This is a genomic window from Opitutaceae bacterium TAV5, assembly GCA_000242935.3.
GTDB lineage: Bacteria > Verrucomicrobiota > Verrucomicrobiia > Opitutales > Opitutaceae > Geminisphaera.
The window spans coordinates 1,227,565-1,248,269 of the sequence record CP007053.1 but is presented as its reverse complement, the minus strand read 5'-3'; the positions used below and the strand labels follow the sequence as shown (position 1 = coordinate 1,248,269).

Below are 20,705 nucleotides of genomic sequence, written 5' to 3'. Positions count from 1 at the left end.
TGCGCGCCTCACCCGCCACTCATCCTTTACGCATCCGCCTTCATTCCTTGAACGACGATCCGCAGCAGCAGCAACCGGCCAGTTACCGGCGCGTTTTTATGAAAAGCGCCGCGCACGCCTGGCTTGCTGTTCTCACGCTCGGCATCGGGTTTGCCAGCGCCGAGCCTCTCGGCCTGCTCATCGGCGGCGTCCTCTACGCGCTCGGTCACCTGTATCTGCCCGACACCGCGTGGTTTCGCCGCCGCGTTGACGCCCGCCGGCAGGCGGCCGACCAGGCCGCCGCGCAAGCCCGCGCCGCCGCCTTCGAGCAACAACGCGCGCAGATCGTGGCGGCGCTCTCGCCCGACCGCCGCCAGCGTCTCGACACCCTCGTCGCCGTCTGCAACGACATCTCCGCCGCCAGCTCCGAGGCCGCCGCCGGCGAGCTCGCCCTCTCGCTCGACACCCGCCTGCGCAAGCTCGACGAACTCCTCTGGACGTACCTCCGTCTCCTGACCATCGGCCAGTCGCTCGAAGTTTACCTCGAAACCGAACGCCGCGAACAACTCCCCGGAATCGCCGAAGCCGCCGAAGCCGAAGTGACCGCTCTCGAAGCCGAGATCGCCGCCGCCTCGCAGGACGGCACCGCCACGCCCGCGCTCGACACCCGCAGGAAACTCCTTTCCTCGCGCCGCGAACGCCTGCAAGCCCTCCGGCAGCGCCTCACCCGCGTCGCCCAGGCGCGCGCCAACCTCGAACTCGCCCGCTCCGAACAGGAACGCCTCGTCGAGCAGGCCAAGCTCATCCGCGCCGATGCCATCGCCAACAAGAACGCCGACGCCCTCGGCGCCCGCATCGACCTCAGCATCGAACACCTGGCCGAGACCAACCGCTGGCTCACCGAGATGTCCGATTTCAAGGACCTCACCACCCAGCTCCCGTCGCTTCCGGCTGGCGCGCTGCTCACGCCCTCCGTGCAGGCCACGCCGCCGCCCCTGCCAACCCGCCGTCAAAGGAAATCCACGACACATTGACATGCAGCCTGTCGCCGTCGTTCCTGTTTTCACAGGGGAGCACTTCACGTGCGCCCGTAAACGGCTTCATCCTGCCAACGGGCGCACGTGAAGTGCGCCCCTGCACCCGGCAGCCTGTGCTGATCCGCTCTTTACCACTCCTGCCCGCCGTCCCCGCCGCCATGTCCGACACCTCCACCATCACGACCTCTCCCCGCGCCCCGCTGCCAGCCTGGGCCGCCGAGCTTGCGCGCCTCTGGAACAGCGGCGCGCACAGCCTCTTCCTGCTTCACGGCAACATCCACGATCTCTTCCCCGTCGCGTTCGGCCCGGCCCCCGCCTACGCCCCGCTCGGCGGCTACCTCGCGCAGCGCCTCTTCCCCGCCCGCGGCCAGTTGCTCCACTACGATCTTGCCGCCGGCCTCACCTTCGCCACCGCCGCCATGCAGACGAGGTTCTTCGAGTGGCTGCAACTCTACGACGAAGTCGAGCACACCGGCCACCACCGCGCCGGCCCGCCTCGCGACCTCGTGAAACTGCTCCCCATCCTCCGCCGTTTTTTCCTCCGCATGGCTGAGGAAACCGGACCGGAGCGCGGCGTCACCCTCGTCATCCATTTCGCCGAAAAACTCGTCCCCGCTTCCGCCGACACCCACACCACGCTCGACGAACGCATCGCGCTCGTCACCCTCCTGAACTGGGCTGCGTCGCCCGAATTTCATCGCGGCGATATCGGCATCATGCTCGTCACGGAGACGCTTTCCGAGCTCCACGACGACTTCCTGCAAAACCCTCACGTCGCCCGCGTCCGCATCGATCTGCCTTCGCTGGAAGAGCGCGCCGCGTTCCTTTCCTCCGGCTGGCTCGACGCCCTCGCGCCTTCCGCGAGCCTTGCCGCCCACAGCGATCTTTCCATCGACGACCTCGCCCGCCGCACCTCCGGCCTCCCGCTGCTCCGCATCGAGCAGCTCCTCGCCACCGCCCTGCGTAACGACGAACGCATTACGGCTTCCCGGATCAGCAACGGGAAGCGTCGTCTCATCGAGGAGTACTGCGGCGATCTCGTCCGTTTCAAGGACCCGCGCCCCGGCCGTTCGCTCGATGACGTCGCCACGCACACCGCCGCCAAGGTCCGCCTTCGCGAGCTCGCCTGGCTCATCCGCGAAGGCAAACACCACGTCCTCGAACGTGGCGTGCTCGTTCCCGGCCGCGTCGGCGTCGGCAAGTCCTTCCTCATCGACTGCTTCGCCAGCGAATGTGGCCTGCCCGTTCTCGAGCTCGGCCAGTTCCGTTCCAAGTGGGTGGGTGAGACCGAGCGCCAGCAGGCCCGCATCCTTCTCACCATCCGCGCGCTCGGCCCGGTCATCGTCGTCGTGGACGAAGCCGACGCCGTCTTCGGCAACCGCAGCGCCGATGGCGACAGCGGCGTCTCCAGCCGCGTCTTTGCCGCCTTTGCCGCGCACCTCGGCGACTCGTCGCTGCGCGGGCGAGAACTGTGGATCGCCATGACCTCGCGCCCCGACCTCATGGCCATCGACCTCAAACGCCAGGGCCGTTTCGGTCTCTGTGTGCCGCTCTTTCCCGCGCAAATGCCGGACGAAGTGGTCGAGCTCTTCACCGTCATCGCGCACAGCCGCAAGCTCGCGCTCGCTTCCGGTCTCCTCGACTACATTCGCGAACACCTCGGCGGCCGTCCGCTGACGGGCAGCGACGTCGAGGCCATCCTCGTGCGCGCCCACGAGCGTGCCGTCCTTGCCGGCCGCGACGACGCTCCCGAGCTCGACGACCTCAAAACGGCCGTGGACGATTTCATCGACCCGCTCGATGAAAACCTGCTCGCGCTCCAGGAACTCGCCGCCGTCCTCGCCTGTTCCGACCGCCGTTTCCTCCCCGCCCGTTACCAGTCCGCCGACCGTGCCGCGCTCCGCACCGCGTACGAAGCCGCCACCCGCGCCCTGCGCGGGTGACTTCATCCCTTCCGCTCCCGGCGAAAGGCCGACGGCGTTTGCCCCAGCTTCGTCCGGAACAGCACGCTGAGGCGATGCTGGCTGCCGAGGCCGGACTGCGCGGCGACGGCGGAGAGTTTTTGATCGGTCGTCGCCAGCAGCTCCCGCGCGCGCGCCAGCTTTACCCGGTGAATCTCCTCCAGCATCGAGCGGCCGAGCGCCTTCCGGAAACGCGCCTGCAAGCCCGAGCGCGACACGCCGGCCGCACGGACCAGCTCCGCCACCCGCAGCCGCCCCCCGCTTTCGCGGATCAGGCGCACCGCTTTCGACACCGCCGGATCATCCACAAAAAGCACATCCGTCGAACGCCGCGCCGCCACCTCGCTCACCGGGAGGCGCACCACTTCGCCATGCCCGCGCTCGCCACGCGTCATCAGCCTGTCCAGCAAGCGTGCCGCCTCGTATCCGATCGCCCGTGACGGCAACCGCACGCTCGACAGAGGCACGCTTTCGAAATCCACCCAGAAGTCGTCGTCGCCGGCGCCGAGCACCGCCACATCCTCCGGCACGCGCCAGCCGAGTTCGCGGGCGGCGCGGATCAGTTGCAGCGCCAGCGTGTCGAGCACCGCGAACAGCCCGAGCGGACGGCGATGTTGCAGCGTCGCCAGCCAGCGTTTCATGGCGGCGAAAACGGTTGCGGGCGTGCGACGCCCGAAGGGGATGCCGCCGCCCACCGCAGGACTGTTATCGCCCAACGCGCGGCGAAACCCCTGCAGCCTCTCTTCCGAATAGGCGGCGCCGGGCTGTCCCCAAAAACCGAATGCCTGGCAACCGCACGCACGCAAATGCTCCGCCGCCAGATGTCCGGCCGCCACATCGTCCTGCGTTACCAGCGGCAGGACGGGGGAGATCATGCCGTTGGAGAGGTTCACGACCGGAACACCTGCTTCCAGAAAACGGGCTTCCTCGTCCCGCGTGTTGATCGCGGCGACGATCCCGTCGATCCGGTCGCGGCGGACGAGTGCGGCGGGATTGTCGGTCCGCTCGTGCGCCAGCCAGCGATCGGCAAATTCGAGGCGGCCCGTGTCGAAACCGTAGTGACGCGCCCCGAGCAGGGTGTTGCGAAAATACTCCAGCCCCTCTCCGACAACGAGCTGCACCCGGAACGGCGCGTCGGGATTTTTCCGCTTTTTCATTGGCGAAAATGACAAAAGAAATGTCGTTTTCGGCAACGCTTTATTCGCGCCAGACGACCGCTTTTCCCGCTCTTTTCACTACCGTCCGTTATCCGTTTCGCCTTCACATTCTCACCTCCCGTCTCCCGCATTTCACATGACCACGCTCGATCTTGCTTCCTCCGCCGGTCTCGCCGGCTGGCGCTTTCGCGACACTTCAAAAAAAACATGGCTGCCTGCCCAGGTGCCGGGCTGTGTCCATACGGACCTGATCCGGGAGGAAAAGATACCCGATCCCTTTTACGGCACCCACGAGCTCGACTTGCAGTGGATCGAGGAGCGCGACTGGGAGTACACGGCGACTTTCAACGTTCCGGCTTCGCTCTTCGATGACGAGCAGATCGATCTCGTTGCCGACGGGCTCGACACGGTGGCGACGGTTTTCCTCAACGGCAAAAAAATCGCCGCCACGGAAAACATGTTCACGGGCTACCGCTGGCCGGTGAAGAAGCTGCTCCGCCGCGGTCGCAACGAACTCCGCATCCATTTCCGCAGCGCGATGGACTACATCCGCTCCGTCCGTCCCGAACACACGCCGCGCGAGTGCAACGACCCTGTCGGAGGCTGCACGCGGGTCCGCAAGATGCAGTGCAACTTCGGATGGGACTGGGGACCGCGCCTCGTTACCGCCGGCGTGTGGCGCGACATCCGGCTCGAGGGCTGGGGCGCCAACCGCCTCGTCCATGCGCACATCGCCCAGACTCATGCCCCGGATGGTTCCGTAACACTCACGGTCACGCCGGAACTGGCGATGGATGCGCCGGTGTCGGTGGAAGTGCGGGTGACGCTCGACGGCAAGGACGTGGCGCGGGCTTTTTCTGCCAAACGCCCGCTTCCGTGGCACGGGCTTCCAGCCCGTGAAGTCCCGGAGGCGAGGCGCGTTGCGCCTCGTCGCAGCGGCAGGAATGCCGCCGCTCCCACGGCCGGCGGGACGCCCGCGCCACTCACAGAACCGATCACCCTGTCCATTCCCGATCCGCAACTCTGGTGGCCGGCAGGGCAGGGGAAGCAGCCGCTCTACGATGTCGAAATCATCGCCTCATCCGGTGACGAAAAACTGAATACAATCCGGAAACGCATCGGCCTGCGCACCCTCGTGCTCGACCGGCATCCCGACGAGTGGGGAGAGTCGTTCCGGTTCGTCGTCAACGGACGTCCCGTTTTCATCAAGGGCGCCAACTGGATTCCCGCTCACGCCTTTGTCGCCGGCCTCACCCGCGCCGACTACGCCCGCGATCTCCGGGCGGCCGCGCTCGCCAACATGAACTGCGTGCGCCTCTGGGGGGGAGGCATTTACGAAAGCGAGCATTTTTATGACCTGTGCGACGAACTCGGTCTGCTCGTCTGGCACGATTTCATGTTTGGCTGCACACTCTATCCCTACGATGACGCATTTGTCGAAAGCGTGCGTGTCGAGGCCGTTTATAACGTCCGTCGCGTCCACCATCGCGCGTCGCTGGCACTCTGGTGCGGCAACAACGAACTCGTGCAGATCAACAAACCCCGCATCCTCGACACGCCGGAGCACAAGGCCGGTTACGAACGTATCTTTCACGACCTGCTTCCCGCCGTCATCGCGGAGCATGACGGGACTACGCCTTACTGGCCGAGCTCCGAATGGAGCGGCGACTGGGAAACCGGTCACGAGGTTTTCGAGAAACGCGGCGACAAGCATTTCTGGGACGTGTGGCATGCCCGCAAGCCGGTCAAGGATTACGAGAAATACGCATTCCGGTTTGTATCCGAATTCGGGATGCAGAGTTATTCCTCGCCGGAAACCAACGCCACCTTCTGTCCGGCCGACGACGACAACGTCTTCGGCCCGACGATGGAGAACCATCAGAAGAACCGCGCCGGCAACCAGATCATCCTCGATTATGTTTCGCGCCGTTACCGGCTGCCGAAATCGCAGGACGACCTCATCTGGCTCTCGCAGCTCAACCAGGCCTACTGCATGCAGGTGGGCATCGAGCATTACCGCCGCCTCGCGCCGCGCTGCATGGGCACGATCTACTGGCAACTCAACGACTGCTGGCCGGTGGCGTCGTGGAGCTCGATCGAGTTCACCGGGCGCTGGAAAGCGCTGCATTACGCCGCCCGCCGTTTTAATGCGCCGGCGCTCGTCACGGCGCACGTTCCGGGTGACGAGACACCGGTCATCGGCAACTACCGCCGCACCACGGTGCGCGAGGTTCATCTCCATACGGTTTACGACGCGCCGGTTCCGGCCAGGGGCGTGTTGCGCTGGGATCTTTTCCGCATCGATGCCAGGGCGGGTGGAACAAAAAAAGTGAAGTCACTGCTTTCCGGGAAAAAATCGGTGACGTTGCGCTATGGCGAAAGCGTGAATCAGAAAACACTGGACCTCGGCGCAGCGATGGAGCGCTACGGACGCGACAACATCTATCTGCGCATCGCTCTGGATGTCGGAGGCCGCACGGTGAGCGAGGACACGGTATTTCTGGCGCCGCCGCGTTTCCTGCCGTTGCCGCGGGCGAAGACACGCGTGCGGGTGCGTCAGCTCGGACCGAAGGAGTTCGCCGTGGCATTCACCTCGCCGGTTTTCCAGCACCGGTTTGCGTTCGGGTTGCCGGGTCTCGCACACATGGCGGACGATAACTGGTTCGAGCTTTATCCAGGTGAGCCAAAGGAAGTGATCGTCACCTTGGCGCGCCCGGCGACAAAGGCGACCGTCGAGAAAAAACTACGGTATCGTTCGCTGGCAGATACGTACGCATGAGCCGGGAGCGGCGGCATTCCTGCCGCTGCTTCAGCCGGAGGGAATTTCGCACAACGAATGGCTTTCCTCGCAGGTCCGGTCACGATCCCGTGTGCAGGCTCCGGGGGGGGAGATTTCAGATCCCGGATTTCGGATTTTTACACAAAGGTTCTGTATTGGCTGCGCCATGACCGAAGAATCCAAACCGTAACCGCGAATGAACGCGAACAGACGCGAATGAAGGCAGAAATAGCGGAGCCATTGGTTTTATTCGCGTTCATTTGCGTCCATTCGCGGTTGGCTTGTCTGCCTTGAGTTGGAGCGGGGGGGGACGATTGCCTGCGAACTTACGTTTGCAGCTACGAAACATCGGGGACGCGGGCTGGCCCTCTGCGCCCACTCCCAATCTCTGTGGTGCAAATTTTCACACCACAGAGATTGGGAGTGGGCGCAGAGAGAAAGACAGAGAGAGAGCGTAGCTGCGAACTTACGTTCGCAGCTACGGGCGGACTACAGGCGGGCTGACTGGCTCTCTCTCTAAACAGATACATGCGCCTCGTTGCAGCGGCAGGAATGCCGCCGCTCCTTGTGCATTACACCTGCTCCAGCAGCTTGTAGAGGCGGGCGATCATTTTTGTCGGGTCCTCGAAGAGGCCGGCGGCGATGAGCGAGTTGTCGAGAATCTGCTCGGCGATCAGCTTCGCCTTTTCGGGCGACGCCGAACGCGCGGCGGCGAGGTGCCGGATCACGGCGTGGCGCGGGTTGATCTCGAGGTTGACCTTGAGCGGCGCGTCGGCGGCATCCTTGTTCATGGCCTTCATCATGCGGCGCATGTGCGGGGTCATGAACTTGTCGGCGTTGGTCGCCAGCGCAGGCGACTCGACGAGGCGGTCGCTGGACTTCACGGTCTCGACGCGCTCGCCGAGGGTTTCCTTGAGCCACTTCGCGAGGTCTTCGATCTCGTCCTTCGTGAGCGCGCCTTCGGCCTCGGGCGGCGTGGGGGCGTCGGGGAGTTTGACGTCGGCGTGGTCGGCGGAGATCAGTTTCTTGCCGTCGAATTCGCGGACGTTGTTCATGACGTATTCGTCCACCGGCTCGTAGCAGAAGAGGACCTCGATGCCGCGCGACTTGAAGCCTTCGAGGTAGGGCCCGTTTTCGAGCGCCTCGCGGTTGGCGCCGATCAGGTAATAGATCTCCTTCTGCGCGTTGTCGCCGGTGCCGGTGATGCGCGAAACGTAGTCGGCGAGCGAGGTGGCCTTGCCCTTTTCGGTGAGCGAGGACTCGAAGCGGAGCAGTTTTACGAGGGCGTCCTTGTTGGCGTAATCCGTGGCGGCGCCTTCTTTCAGGAAGATGGCGAACTCGTTGTAGAACTCGTTGTACGCATCGGGGCGGGCGGTGGCTTCCTCTTCGAGGAACTTGAGGAAACGTTTGGTGATGACGGTGCCGAGTTTCTGGAGGAGGGCCTTGTCCTGCATCGTCTCGCGCGAGATGTTGAGCGGCAGGTCCTCGCTGTCCACGACGCCCTTGAGGAAGCGGAGCCATTCGGGGAGGAGGTCTTTCGGGCGGGCGTCGATGAGGACTTTCCGGCAATAGAGCGCAACGGCGGGTTCGAGGCGCGACATGCCGAATTTTTCGGTGTTTTCCTTCGGCACGAAGAGCAGCGAGTTGATCTGGAGTGGGGCGTCGGCGCTGAAATGGAGGCGCAGGCGCGGCTCGTCCCAGGCGTGCGCCTGGAACTTGTAGAACTCGGTGTACTCCTCGTCCTTGATTTCGTTTTTCGAGCGCAACCAGAGCGCCTGGATGGTGTTGATGCGTTTGCCGTTGAGGTTGATCGGGAACGAGACGAAGGCGCTGTAGCGTTCGAGGATGCTCTTCACCCGCGACTCTTCGGCGAATTCGCCGCAGTCGTCCTTGAGCTCGATCACGATTTTGGTGCCGCGCGTGAGGTCGGGCGCTTCCTCGATCGAGTAGCTGCCGGCGCCATCGCTCGACCAGACGTGACCGGGCTCGGCCGTGCGCCAGGAGCGGGAGTAGACTTTCACCGACTGGCCGGCCATGAACGCGGCGTAGAAACCGACGCCGAACTGGCCGATGAGGTTGGCGTTTTTCTGGCCATTCTCGCCGAGGGCCTTGAGGAAGGCCTTGGAGCCGGAGTGGGCGATGGTGCCGAGGTTTTTCACCAGTTCCTCGCGGGTCATGCCGAGGCCGGTGTCCTGGATCGTGAGGGTCTTGGGCGTGGCCTTGTCGTCGGTGGTGAGGTTGATCTCGAGGTCGCGGCCGGCGTCCTGGATGTCTTTTTCGGTGAGCTGGAGGTGGCGGAGTTTCTCCAGCGCGTCGGAGGCGTTGGAAACAAGCTCACGGACGAAGATTTCCTTCTCCGTATAGAGCGAGTGGATAACGATATCGAGCAGTTGCTTGATTTCGGCCTGGAACTCGAAGGATTGCGGAGCAGTGGTGTTGGACATGGTCGTGTGGAAGAAAAACGAAAAAGAACCCATGCCCTAAAAAGGTCCGGAGGCGAATGTCCAGTTTTTGGATCGGAGAAAAGCGAGGGGAGGGGGGGGATTTCAGATCCCGGATTGCGGATTTTTACACAAAGGCCGCAAGGGACGCAAAGGTCGGAAAAAGACCAAAGTGGGCAACGGTCTGGTTTTCAGAGATTTCGCGTTCTTCGCGATCCTTGTGTAAAATCAGGAACATCGGGAGGGGAGGGAGGGATGCACGGTGTCACTCCGTCGCCGCCGCTTCCAGCTCTTCCCAACGCGCAAACACTGTCGCCAGCTCCTCCTCGATCACCGCCATCCGCGCGCGCACCTCGCCGGCCGCGCCGGGCTCGCGCTGGTAGAACGCCGGATCGGCCAGTCTCGCAGTCAGCTCCGCCTGTTCGGTCTCCAGCTTCTCGATACGCGCCGGGAGGGCGGCGAGCTCGTTGCGTTCCCGGTTCGTGAGCTTGCGCGGACGCGCCGCTCCCGGCGGCGGAGTTCCTGCCGTCGCGGGACCTGCCCCGCTGCCTGAGGCCGGGGATTTCTGATCCGGGGTCCCCGCCCCGGCGGGTTTCCGCGCCAGCTCGGCCTGCCAGTCGGTGTAGCCGCCGACGTATTCCGCGACGCGGCCCTCGCCCTCGAACACGTACACGCTCGTCACCACCTCATCCAGAAATGCGCGGTCATGGCTTACCACGATCAGCGTGCCCGCAAATTCGACGAGCAGGTTTTCCAGCAACTCCAGCGTTTCGGCATCGAGGTCGTTGGTCGGTTCGTCGAGCACGAGGACGTTGGCCGGCCGGGTGAAAAGGCGCGCGAGGAGGAGCCGGTTGCGTTCGCCGCCGGAAAGCACGCGGGCGGGAGTGCGCGCGCGGTCGGGCTCGAAGAGAAAATCCTGGAGGTAGCTGATGACGTGCTTCGTCTTCCCCGCGACGGTCACGGTCGTGTTGCCGTCGGCCACGTTGTCGGCGACGGATTTTGCGTCGTCGATTTGCGCACGGAGCTGGTCGAGATAGACGACCTCGAGCTGCGTGCCGTGCTTGAGCGTGCCCCCGGTCGGCTGGAGCTGCCCGAGGAGCAGTTTGATAAACGTGGTCTTGCCCGCGCCGTTGGGGCCGATGAGGCCGATCTTGTCGCCGCGCATGATGGTGGCGGTGAAGTCGCGCAGGAGCGGCGGCGGCGGCTCCGCCGCCGGGTTCAGGGTTTGGAGTCTGGAGTTCAGGGTTGGGGAACCGGCTACGGGCGTCTCTTCCAACTCTGAACCGGAAACCCTGAACTCCGAACTCCCCGCCGCAGGCGGCGGCGGGGGCCAGGCAAACGACAGGTTTTCGGCGTCGATGACCTTGACGCCGGATTCGCTCGCCGTGGTCACGCGGAGGGTGGCGGTGCCGGTGCGGGCGCGGCGGTTGCGTCGTTCGGCGCGGAGGGCGGCGAGTTGTTCGAGGCGGGCCACGGCCTTGGTGCGGCGCGCGCTCGGCTGGCGGCGCGACCATTCTTCCTCCTGCGCCAGTTTTTTGTCGGTGGCGGCCTGCTGGCGTTCTTCGGCTTCGAGCCGTTCCTGGCGACGGACGAGAAAGGTGTCGTACGGGCAGGCCCAGTTGGTGAGCACGCCGCGGTCGAGCTCGACGATGCGGCCGGCGAGCTTGCGGAGGAAGGCGCGGTCGTGGGTGACGAAAAACAGACCGATTTTCTCGGTCTGCAAAAATTCTTCCAGCCAGAGGATGCTGGCGAGGTCGAGATGGTTGGTCGGTTCGTCGAGCAGGAGCAGGTCGGGCGCGCTGGCGAGCGCGCGGGCGAGGAGCACGCGACGCTTGAGTCCGCCGGAGAGCCGGGCGACTTCGGCGGCGGGCGGGAGCTGCATCCGGTCGAGGAGTTGTTCGAGGCGGATTTCCTGCTCCCAGTCCTCCTCGTGCGCGGAGGCGGGACGGAGCCCGGCGGCAACAAAATCGTGGACGGAGCCGGGCAGCCCGACCTCGGCGGGAATTTCCTGGGTGAGCCGGGCGAAGTGCGCGCCGGGCTGGCGGAAGATTTCGCCGGTGTCGGGTTTCATGTCGCCCGCGATGAGCTTCATGAGCGTGGACTTGCCCGCGCCGTTGCGCCCGACGAGGCACACGCGTTCACCCGGATCGACCTGGAAGTTGATGTGGTCGAGAACCGGCGGACCGCCGAAGGCATGGGAAACGTCGAGCAAGGTGAGCAGCGCCATTGGTAGAAGCTGCCAGAAATGACGGACGAAGGAGAGGGCACGCAAGCCTGCCGTCAAGGCGGGCACCCGAAGGTTAGCCCGCTTCGCGCCCCGCGTGAAGGCCGGGTCAGTCCAGGCCGAAGACCCGGCGGCCGAGCGTCCACATGAGGAGCGGGAGGAGGAGGGCGAAGAGCAGGTTGACCCAGATGCCGGCCCGCAACATGCGCGGCAACGAGACGAGGCCGGAGCTGTAGGCGATGGCGTTGGGCGGAGTGCCGACGGGGAGCGCGAAGTCAGCGCTGGCGGCGAGGGTCACGGGTACGCAGAGCAGCAGCGCAGGCTGGTTGATACCGATGGCGAGCGCGCCGATGACCGGAAGGAACGCGGTGGCCGTGGCGGTGTTGCTGGTGAACGCCGTGGCAAAGATCATCACGAGGGTGACGAGAAACACGACGGCGAGCGGAGGCCAGTCGGACATGCTGCCGAGCGCCGTGGCGAGCGCCTGGACCAGCCCGGTCTTTTCCATCGCCGCGGCCAGGCTCAGGCCGCCGCCGAAAAGGATGAGCACATCCCACGGCATTTTCTTGAGACACGTCCAGTCGAGGACGAAGGCGTCTTTTTTCCGGTTGGCGGGGATGAAAAAGAGGAGCAGCGCCGCGCCCATGGCGATGACTTCGTCGGTGATGAGCGCGCCCAGGGGCCACTCCGCGCCGGCGGTTTTCGGAGCGTCGGCCTTCCAGACTTCGCGGGAGACCCACAGGCTGATGGCCAGCAGGAAGGCGCCGGTGACGGCCCACTCGGGCCAGCTCATGCGGCCGAGCCCGGCGCGTTCGCTGGCGAGTTTCTCCTTCACGCCGGCGATCTCGTCATTGGCCACGCGGAAGGTCACCCGCGTGAGGATGAGGTACACCAGCGGCAGCGAGATGAGAACCACGGGTATGCCCAGCATCATCCACTGGCCGAAACTGATTTCGATGCCGTGGACCTTTTCCATGTACGCTTTGAGAATGACGTTGGGCGGAGTGCTGGTGACCGTGCCCATGCCGCCGATGTTGGAGCCGTAGGCGATGGCGAGGACGAGGGCCGCGCCCATCTCGCGGGCGACCGCCTGGCTGCCGGGCATGGCCTTCAGCAGGGAGTGGACGCTCACGCCGATCGGCAGCAGCATCATGGCGGTGGCGGAATTGCTCGCCCACAGGCTGATGAAGGCGGCGGCGCAGAGGAAACCGAGCACGAGCGAACGCGGGCGGGTGCCGATGGCGCCGATGATGGTGAAGGCGATGCGCCGGTGGAGGTTCCAGCGCTCCATGGCGAGGGCGAGCATGAAGCCGCCCATGAACAGATAGATGACCGGGTCCGCGTACGGGGCGGCGGCCTGGCGAACGGGGGAGATGCCGAGCAGCGGGAGGAGCACCAGAGGCAGGAGGGAGGTCGCGGGAATGGGGATCGCCTCGGTCACCCACAGGACCGCCATCATCACCGCGAGCAGGGCGACCCGCGTGCCGCCCTGGCTGAGACCGGGCAGGGCCGGCGAAAACCACATGGCCAGCAGGAGCAGGGCCGCGATGGAGAGGCCGATGCGCAGGCGCCAGCCGTGCCCCGGTTCGTCGATCGGGTTGCCTTTCTTGTCGTGCAGGGGATGGGTAAGAGGATAGTTTTTTTCCACGGAACAGGGCTTGCTCATCCCGAAAAAATTGCCGGACGTCGACAATTTTCCCTTATGAGATGTATTAGAAAATACATTGATGCGCTGCTGGCACCGCGCCGCCCGGAACCGGAGCCGCGAAATGCAGAGGTTTGTGGTTTCTTTCGCCGGAAGCGTGATGCGGATAACATGCCGGTGAGAAATTTCCCACCGTGAGGGTGTGGGACCCGGTGCAGGCCAGCCGTCGCTGACCGCGCGGTCCGGTGACGGGCGCCCCGCTGCGAAGGCGCGGTGGTGAAGGAACCGGCACGCGTCATGGTTTTTCACAACGGCGTCGTGATTCACAACAACGTGCAACTGCCGGGTGTGACCGAAGCGCAGACGGACACCAACATGCAGCTTCCCGGGCATCTGCGGCTGCAAGACCACAAGGATGTCGTCTGGTACCGCAACATCCGGGCGGTGCACCTGCCGAAGGAAGGCCACGACACCTGCAAACCCGCGATGCGAGGCTGAGCGTGGCAAGGTCCGTGCCGACATTGCCCGTTATCCGGGAATCGGCAGGGACCGCGCGTATCAGGGCAGGATCAATTCCGACCTGCCTTGGGGAGAGGTCAGCTCGATCTTCACGGGCCGTTTCGTGAGCGCGTAGTCCGGCCAGGCGATCTCCGCCGTGCCGACCCCGTGACGCGGGCGGGAAAGTATGAGACCTTGCGCGTCTGTCACCGTGACTGTCCAGGGGAGACCGTCGCCCTGCACGCGCACCGCGTGCGGTGTGCCGTCGATGCCGAGCAGCGTTGCCCGGCTCTCCTGCGGGAAGAGCGAGACCGCGAACGTCTCGAAGGTGCCGAGTTCCAGCTCGAACGAAGCGGTTTCACCCGACGGATCGGAGTTCAGCGCGAGTTCCTTCGCGGTTTTTCCCTCCAGGCGAAAGGCGCGCATGGGCACGCCTGCGGGCATGGGCACCGCAAACGTGAAACGTTCCGGCTTGCCGTGGTTGGTGCCGGCGACGAACACCGCGCGCCCGTCGTCGCCGGTGCGCAGCACGGCGTCGATTTCGGTATTGGCGGGCGAGACCCGGAGACGGGAAACGATTCCCTCTTCCGCCAGTAGATCGAACCAGAAGTCGCGCAGGTCGCCGGCCGCAGACTCCTCGCGAAACATCGCGCCAGGCGACCAGGGAACGACCACAACGCGGCCTTTGCCGAGCGGACGTTTCATCAACGCGATGTTCTTCATGTTGACGGTGCGCAAGGCCGTCCACGCCTTGCCTTGCGGCTTCACGTCCAGGAGCTCGGGCGCGGTGCGTTTGAAAACACCGTTCTGCACGAACCACTCGCCGGTGCGGAAGACATTCGCGGAGAGGGAGTCGGCCGTGATGCTGGCCTTGGGCAGGCGGGCGTCGCCGGTTTCGTATTCGAAATACTGCGACAGGACGGATGATTTTTTCCCGTAGCGGTCGTACTCGCCGGTGCGTCCGGCGATGACGAGAGCACCGCCTTTTTCCCTGACCCACGACCGGAGGTTTGCCCAGACCGTGGGTCCGACATGATTCACGTCGGCGAGAACGACGACCTTGATCCAGTCCGGAACGGGCTGGTCGGCGAACTCCTCGGTGAGGATGTGCGGCACCAGGTGCCGGCTGGTAAATGCTCCGTAGAAGGCGTGCCAGTTCCGCAAGAGCGTCCAGTCGCGGGCCGTGTTTTGCACGAGGTCGGAATGCGGATAGATGACGGCGACGGGAGAGCGTTCGGTGCGAAGATGGAGAAGCGAGGGCGCGGTCTGCGCGGCGAGCGCATACATGCGGGCGACGGCGTCGAATTTTTCACCCGGTTTCCAGTCCGGATCGAGGAGCCCGAAATAGTAAGGACCTTCCGTGTAGGGCTGCCATTTGAAAAAGGCGACACCGGTCAGGCCGTGGGCATAAAGGCTGTAGAGCTCGGCGGCGGCCTCGGCGGGCGGCCCCCCGAGCTTGTTCGTCTCCAGCACCCAGGGCGTCGAATGGAGTTGCGAAGCGAGGTCGGCGAAGTAAGCGCCAAAGCGCCAGGTGGGATTGTAGGAATCGTAGGTGAAGATCCTGCTGCCCTGCTGAGAGAGCACGAACCAGTTGCAGCGGAAAGTGATTCCGGGGTCGTGGTGCGGGTGAATGAGCTTGTCGCCAGAAAGCAGGGCACCGGCCTGGTCGTATTCGTGTTTGGCGTGCGCGAGCCAGTCACGCATGGAAAGGTCCTTGAACCTGAGCCAGTGCCACCAGGCGGCGCGAAGCCAGTCCGGCTGCGCGGTCGTGGAGGTTTCCTTCGCCTGCTCCTGCTGATCCCGGTCCATCATCAGATGAGTGTTGAAGGAACCGCCCACCCCGCCGGGAGGCTCGGGCATCGGAACGGCCTCGAAGGACGCGAGGCCGGCGTCGGCGTCGGCTTCGGCTCCCCAGTCGGCGCGGAGGGCGTCGATGGTTTTGTAGGTTTTTTCCAGATACGAAGTCCATCCGGCGCGGGCGGCGGGACTGTAGTCGATGAGGACCATGTCGGCGACTTCGTTGATCGTGAGCGAGGTGCTGTTGAACGGATGCAGGAGCTGGGCGCGTCCGGGGCCGTGGATGTAGTCGGTCATGCCGCGGATGGAGTCCGCGTTGTTGAAGCTGACGTTGTAGAACTGGCGTCCGCCGGAGGTGCCGTCCGATTTCGTCGGGGCCCACGAGGGATCGGCCTTCGGCTGGATGCCGCAATTGACGCCTTCGTAGCCGAGGGCGGCAAGCGAGTCCGCGCCCTCGGCATTGCGGTAGTGGGCCTGGATGGTGTTGATGCCGGCTGCGGGCATCTGAAAAAGTTCGCGGTGGTTCGGAAGCGCGGCGAAGAGGTCGGTGCCGCGCATGAGGAAGTCGGTATGATCGAGCGGCGTGCGGAGGGTGAGCGTGCGGACAACAGGCGGAGCGCCGGTGACGGCTGGCACGCGTACCTCGTAGGTGCCGGGCGGGAGCGTTTCGGGAGCGATGCGGGCGGTGCCGTCTTCCGTCAGCGGCAAGCGGAGAAGGACCGGCAAACCGGTATCGGGTGCGGTCGCTCGGACGACTTTGGTCTTTTCGCCGTCGGAGCCCGCCACGACGATCACGGTCGCGGATGTCGTGGATGCAAGCCGGGCGGTGGCGTCGGTGACATAGGCCTGTTCGGTGGCGCTGAGCTTGCGGCGCTGCGCAATGAGCAGGGTCTCGCGGAGCAGCACGTGCTCCGGTGGCAACCGGCGGATTTCCAGGGGCGCGGAGATGCCGTCACCGGAAGAACCATTCTGGAGCACAATCGGCTCGCCCGTGTACCAGGTCCAGCGGCCCGCCTGCGAGGAAAATGCGCTGCCCGGCGATCGGGCGATGCTTGGGTTGGAGGCGACAACCAGTCCGATGAAAATGGTTGCGAGGTGAAACAGGCTTCTGGTCATTTTTTGGATAAATACGGTCCCCGGGGAGTGGAGAGAAATCAGTCCAGCGTCAGTTCGAGGTAGAAGATGCGAATGCTTGTGGTCTCGTCATTCCACGCGCGGGCATCGCTGCCGAGTTTATCGAGAACGAGAACTGAAATCCGGTTGGAACCCTCCCCAAGGTAACACCGGCGGCGGGTTCAACCCTTCAGGACAAGGGCGTCATCTCATCTATTGGCCAGTGAACGTCCACATGTTGTAGGGAGTGGAGGTTTCGGCGGGATCGAGGTTTTTCACATGTCCATCGACAAACAGATAATTGAAACGCCCCTTGTGCGTCTGTTCCCCCATGCCATCACCCCCTTTTTGAGTGGACGCGCCGCCGATGTCCCAGCAGGCGTAAGAACCACAATAGTTGTTACTTTGGCTGCGATCAGTGACAAGAATCGTGCGTGACAGGCTTGTGAATTCGGAGAGCCGATAGCCGTATTGTTTATCCCGATCTGAGGGGGTGGCCCCTCGTGAAAAGGAGTAGGAACGGCGCACCCAGGTGGCGGAATAACGTGCATGTTTGGTGTCGCTCGGACAAAAAAGCATGTCCTTGCCACGGCGGTTGCCGCTGACGTCGTTGGGAGCGGAACTGCCAAAGCTGTGTTGAAGATAGGGGCTGATGGCTTCGTCCCACATGAGTTCGACACCTGATGCCCGCCAGCAACCGTTGGGCAGGTAATCCTTGTTAGCGGCGGCATGGCCGAGGAAGGCCACGCCGATTTGCCGGAGGTTGCTTATGCATTGTACTGCGCGGGCTTTCGCGCGCACGGCTCCGACCACGGGGATCATTATGCCCGCCAAGATGCCAATGATGGCGATGACGGTAAGGAGCTCTATCAGGGTAAAAGCCCGCGAAGGCAGGCTATATGGATGAAGGTTGGGTTGTGTTTTCATGGCGGGGAGAGAGCAGGGCGGCATCGAGGATGATTCATGGTTTCAGCGTGATTTCCACGTAGAAGGTGCGGACGGGGCCGTCGTTCATCCATTTGGCGGAGGGGCTGTCCTTCGAGTCGCGAATGGGGACGACAAGGGTGGTTGAGTTGGCGGCGTCTTCGGCGACGAGCGGTGTGGCGGTGCCGGCGGCATCGACGCGGCGGACGCTGAGAATGCGGCCGGGCGAAAGAACCGGAAGCGTCACGGTGATCGTCGGATTGCCGTGATCGAGGTGAATCGTGCCGAGGTCGCCGTTCCAGTCGGTGAAGATTTTTGCCGTGTTGTTTTGCGCGAGATGAAGGGCGAGGACGATCTTCCTGCCGTCATCCGCCGTGAATGCTTCCAGCGAGCTTTTGCGTTCGTCGATCTCGGCATGGAGGACCGGAGAGGTTTCAACCGGATCGGTGTAGCGGCCGAACTGGCCGGGCGAGAGGAGCGCAACCAGCGTTTTCAGGCTGAGGCCGTGGGCGTGGAGTTTGTCACCGAGCATGAGGCTGTGCTTGTATCCGTAGGCCTTGGGATCGTCGGGCGACTGGGCGGCGAACCAGAAAAGCTTGTACTTGTCGGGTTCGGCGGCGGGGTCCCAGCCCTTGCGAAGCGCCCAGTCGAGGTAGCGGGGATATTCGTTGGCGAGGACGGTGGGGTCGGTGGTAAAACCGATTTCAGTTTGCCAGATGGAGGGTGAGCCGTGATCACGTTTTTCGGCGGCACGATGGATGTATTCGAAGCTGGATACGGGGAAGTAGTGGAGGTCGTGAACGTCGATGCTTTCCCAGGCGTTGTTGCGGTCGAGGAGTGCGACGTATTCCTGGACGGAGCCGCAGCAGGGCCAGCCTCCGTAAACGACCTTGCTGCCGAGTTCGCGGATGATCTTCGCGGCGGGGAGATGGACGCGCTGCATGTAAACGTCGAGATCGTCGCCCTGGCGCCAGAAACCGCTTTCGGCGTGGGCTTCGTTCCAGACCTGGAAGTAGCGAAGGTTGTAGGGGGGCGCGGAGAGGAAGGTCACGACGCGGCGGACGTAAGCCTCCCACGCGGGAACGTGTGCGGCGCCGAGTTGGGAGAGGGCGTGGTTTTTGACTGTTTTGCTCCCGGCCCCGGTCTGCTCCCAGGCGCCAGTGGCGGCATTTCGGATAAAAGTGGTTTCGATCATCGCTCCCGGGAAGGGGGCGGAAGGATCGGGTTTGATTTCCACGCGGCGCCCGTCGGCGAAGTGCAGGGTGCGGGGTTCGGAGTCCACCGCCCAGCGCGCGGAGTAGTCGAGGATGGGCAGGAACTGCACGCCTTGGGCGCGGAGTTGCAGGATTTTCTGTCCCCACTTTTCGAGTTCGGCCTGATTCCACTGGCCGGGTTTGGGTTCGAGTTTGTCCCAGTAAACGTCGTCGCGTTCCCAGCCGACGAATTCATTGAGGGCGGAGATTTTCCCGAAACCCTGGCAGACGCCGCTGAAATTACGGATGGCGGAGGGGGGCGGCGGGGCTTCCGCCGCTTGGGCAGAAAACCCGGAAGCCTGAAGACAGAGCGCGGAAAGGACCGTGAGGGTTTTGCGGGTCATCTGGAGAGTGTGAGTTCGACGTAAATCGTCTGGACGGTGGCGTTGGTGAACAAGGTGGCGGTAGGAGATTCCGGCGCGTCGGCGGTCGGGATGCGGAAGGCGTTCGTGCCGGCGGGGCTTTCGACGGGAGTGGCATGGCCGGCCATGTCGATGCGGCGGACGCTCGCAATGCGGGAAGACGGGAGTTGCGGCAGCGAAAGCGTGATGGCTTCGGGGAGTTTCCGGCCTTTTTCGCGGTTCAGGTGGAGGACGGCCAGGATGCGATCGGACGTGGCGGACGAGGGCGTGGTCGTTGCGGCGGGGTTCGCAGGCGGCTTGAGGAGGAAAATTTCAACGCCGTCTTTTTTTTGAGCGATGCCGTTGCGGGTGAGGGCGGGCGTGGTGGTGACGGGGTCGGTGTAGAGTACGAGCGGGGAGTCGCCGAAAAGTTGCGCGAGAGTGCGCATGGCCTGGCCGTGGGCGGAGAGGTTCTGGCCATGCAGGAGCGCGCGTCCGTAGCCGTAGGACGCGGGGGCGTCGGGCGTCCAGGCGGGAAACCAGAAAAGTTTGTAGTCGTCGCGATTGGCGGCGGCCCAGCCCTGGCGGAGTGACCAGGCGATGAAGCGGGGCCACATGTCGGGAATCGTGGCGGTGTTTCTGACGAAGCCGATTTCGGTCTGCCAGAGCGGCACGGAACCGAGGCCGCGTTCCCGGGCGGCGGCCTGGATTTTTTCGAAGGCGGAAATCGGGAGGTAGTGGATGTCGTGGACGTCGATGGTCTTCCAGGCGTCGTGGCGGTCGAGCATGTCGATGTATTCCTGGATGGGGCCGCAGTCGGGCCAGCCGCCGTAAGCGACCTTTGCATCGGGACCGCCGGATTCGCGGATGATGCGTGCGGCGGGGAGATGGATGCGCGTCATGTAATCGTCCATACTGGCGTGCTGCCAGAAACTGCTGCGAGGATGCGCCTCGTTCCAGATCTGGAAGTAGCGCACATTGTAGGGTGGCGCGGAGAGGTAGGTGACTACCCGGCGCACGTAGTTTTCCCAGGCGGGCACGTGGTCGGGCGCGATGGCCCACTGCATGCGCGGTTTGGTGACGGCGGCGCTTTCCCGAACCCAGGAGCCGTTGTGGGCTTTCTTGTAGGTGAGGACAACGAGGCGGCCGTCGTCCTTGCGTTCGAGAACGGTGCGGGTGGTGTCGGTTTCGAAGGTGGTGCGCGGGGTGGTGTCCACGGCCCAGCGGGCGGTGTAGCAGAGGATGGGAAGGAACTCGACGCCGTGCTCGCGCAGGGCGAGGACGCGCTGTCCCCATTTTTCCAGGACGTCGTCGTGCCAGTCGCCGGGGGCGGGTTCGAGATTGTCCCACAGGACGTCGGCACGGTCCCAGCCGATCATGCCGGGCGGGACGATGGCGGCGTTGTTCGCTCCCAACTGGCAAACGCCGGTGAAGTCGGCGAAGGTCGGCGGCTGCGGCGCAGCCGCCGACGCAATTAAGAATTGAGAATTAAAAATTAAGAATGGCAGGAGCAGGTGGCGCATGACGGGGGAGAACTTCTTAATTTTTAATTCTTA

General features: G+C 64.2%; 13 protein-coding genes. 4 read left to right on the top strand and 9 right to left on the bottom strand.

Features of this window, described 5'->3' with window-relative positions; genetic code table 11:
• Nucleotides 1–47: 47 nt before the first annotated feature.
• Nucleotides 48–1,013 carry a hypothetical protein gene (locus OPIT5_05785; protein ID AHF94109.1) on the top strand — a complete coding sequence of 322 codons (966 nt, stop codon included), beginning with the start codon at nt 48–50 and terminating at the stop codon, nt 1,011–1,013.
• Between the two features lie 161 nt (nt 1,014–1,174).
• Entirely contained in the window at nt 1,175–2,959 is a 1,785-nt protein-coding gene (locus OPIT5_05780; protein AHF94108.1) for a hypothetical protein, read from the top strand.
• A gap of 2 nt (nt 2,960–2,961) precedes the next feature.
• Here OPIT5_05780 and OPIT5_05775 read toward each other — a convergent pair whose 3' ends face one another.
• Nucleotides 2,962–4,170 carry an AraC family transcriptional regulator gene (locus tag OPIT5_05775; GenBank protein AHF89819.1) on the bottom strand — a complete coding sequence of 403 codons (1,209 nt, stop codon included), beginning with the start codon at nt 4,168–4,170 and terminating at the stop codon, nt 2,962–2,964.
• 100 nt (nt 4,171–4,270) lie between these two features.
• On the opposite strand from OPIT5_05775, the gene OPIT5_05770 reads away from it, so the two are divergent.
• Nucleotides 4,271–6,913 carry a glycoside hydrolase gene (locus OPIT5_05770; protein ID AHF89818.1) on the top strand — a complete coding sequence of 881 codons (2,643 nt, stop codon included), beginning with the start codon at nt 4,271–4,273 and terminating at the stop codon, nt 6,911–6,913.
• Nucleotides 6,914–7,485: 572 nt separating this feature from the next.
• Here the strand turns inward: OPIT5_05770 and OPIT5_05765 are convergent.
• The 4 genes from OPIT5_05765 to OPIT5_05750 all read right to left on the bottom strand — a co-directional run bounded on the left by OPIT5_05765 (nt 7,486) and on the right by OPIT5_05750 (nt 13,244).
• A complete protein-coding gene (locus OPIT5_05765; GenBank protein ID AHF89817.1) occupies nt 7,486–9,357 on the bottom strand; it encodes a molecular chaperone Hsp90 in 1,872 nt (623 codons plus the stop codon).
• Nucleotides 9,358–9,481: 124 nt separating this feature from the next.
• Nucleotides 9,482–9,592 carry a hypothetical protein gene (locus tag OPIT5_05760; protein AHF89816.1) on the bottom strand — a complete coding sequence of 37 codons (111 nt, stop codon included), beginning with the start codon at nt 9,590–9,592 and terminating at the stop codon, nt 9,482–9,484.
• A gap of 27 nt (nt 9,593–9,619) precedes the next feature.
• Nucleotides 9,620–11,581, bottom strand: a complete 1,962-nt coding sequence (locus OPIT5_05755; protein ID AHF89815.1) for a heme ABC transporter ATPase — start codon at nt 11,579–11,581, stop codon at nt 9,620–9,622.
• 106 nt (nt 11,582–11,687) lie between these two features.
• The gene (locus OPIT5_05750) at nt 11,688–13,244 is read right to left on the bottom strand and encodes an anion transporter (GenBank protein AHF89814.1); all 1,557 of its coding nucleotides are present in this window, start codon (nt 13,242–13,244) and stop codon (nt 11,688–11,690) included.
• 276 nt (nt 13,245–13,520) lie between these two features.
• On the opposite strand from OPIT5_05750, the gene OPIT5_05745 reads away from it, so the two are divergent.
• Nucleotides 13,521–13,721 (top strand): hypothetical protein, encoded by a 201-nt coding sequence (locus tag OPIT5_05745; protein AHF94107.1) that lies wholly within the window; start codon nt 13,521–13,523, stop codon nt 13,719–13,721.
• A 60-nt stretch (nt 13,722–13,781) separates the two neighbouring features.
• Here the strand turns inward: OPIT5_05745 and OPIT5_05740 are convergent, their stop codons facing one another.
• The 4 genes from OPIT5_05740 to OPIT5_05725 form a co-directional block, all read right to left on the bottom strand.
• Nucleotides 13,782–16,634, bottom strand: coding sequence for a hypothetical protein (locus OPIT5_05740; protein ID AHF89813.1), 2,853 nt, complete (start codon nt 16,632–16,634; stop codon nt 13,782–13,784).
• A 210-nt stretch (nt 16,635–16,844) separates the two neighbouring features.
• Nucleotides 16,845–17,558: an N-terminal cleavage protein gene (locus OPIT5_05735; GenBank protein ID AHF89812.1), complete on the bottom strand. Its 714-nt coding sequence runs from the start codon at nt 17,556–17,558 to the stop codon at nt 16,845–16,847.
• Nucleotides 17,559–17,592: 34 nt separating this feature from the next.
• Nucleotides 17,593–19,152, bottom strand: coding sequence for a hypothetical protein (locus OPIT5_05730; GenBank protein AHF89811.1), 1,560 nt, complete (start codon nt 19,150–19,152; stop codon nt 17,593–17,595).
• The gene (locus OPIT5_05725) at nt 19,149–20,672 is read right to left on the bottom strand and encodes a hypothetical protein (GenBank protein AHF89810.1); all 1,524 of its coding nucleotides are present in this window, start codon (nt 20,670–20,672) and stop codon (nt 19,149–19,151) included. Before OPIT5_05725 ends, OPIT5_05730 begins: the two co-directional genes overlap by 4 nt.
• Nucleotides 20,673–20,705: the final 33 nt, after the last annotated feature.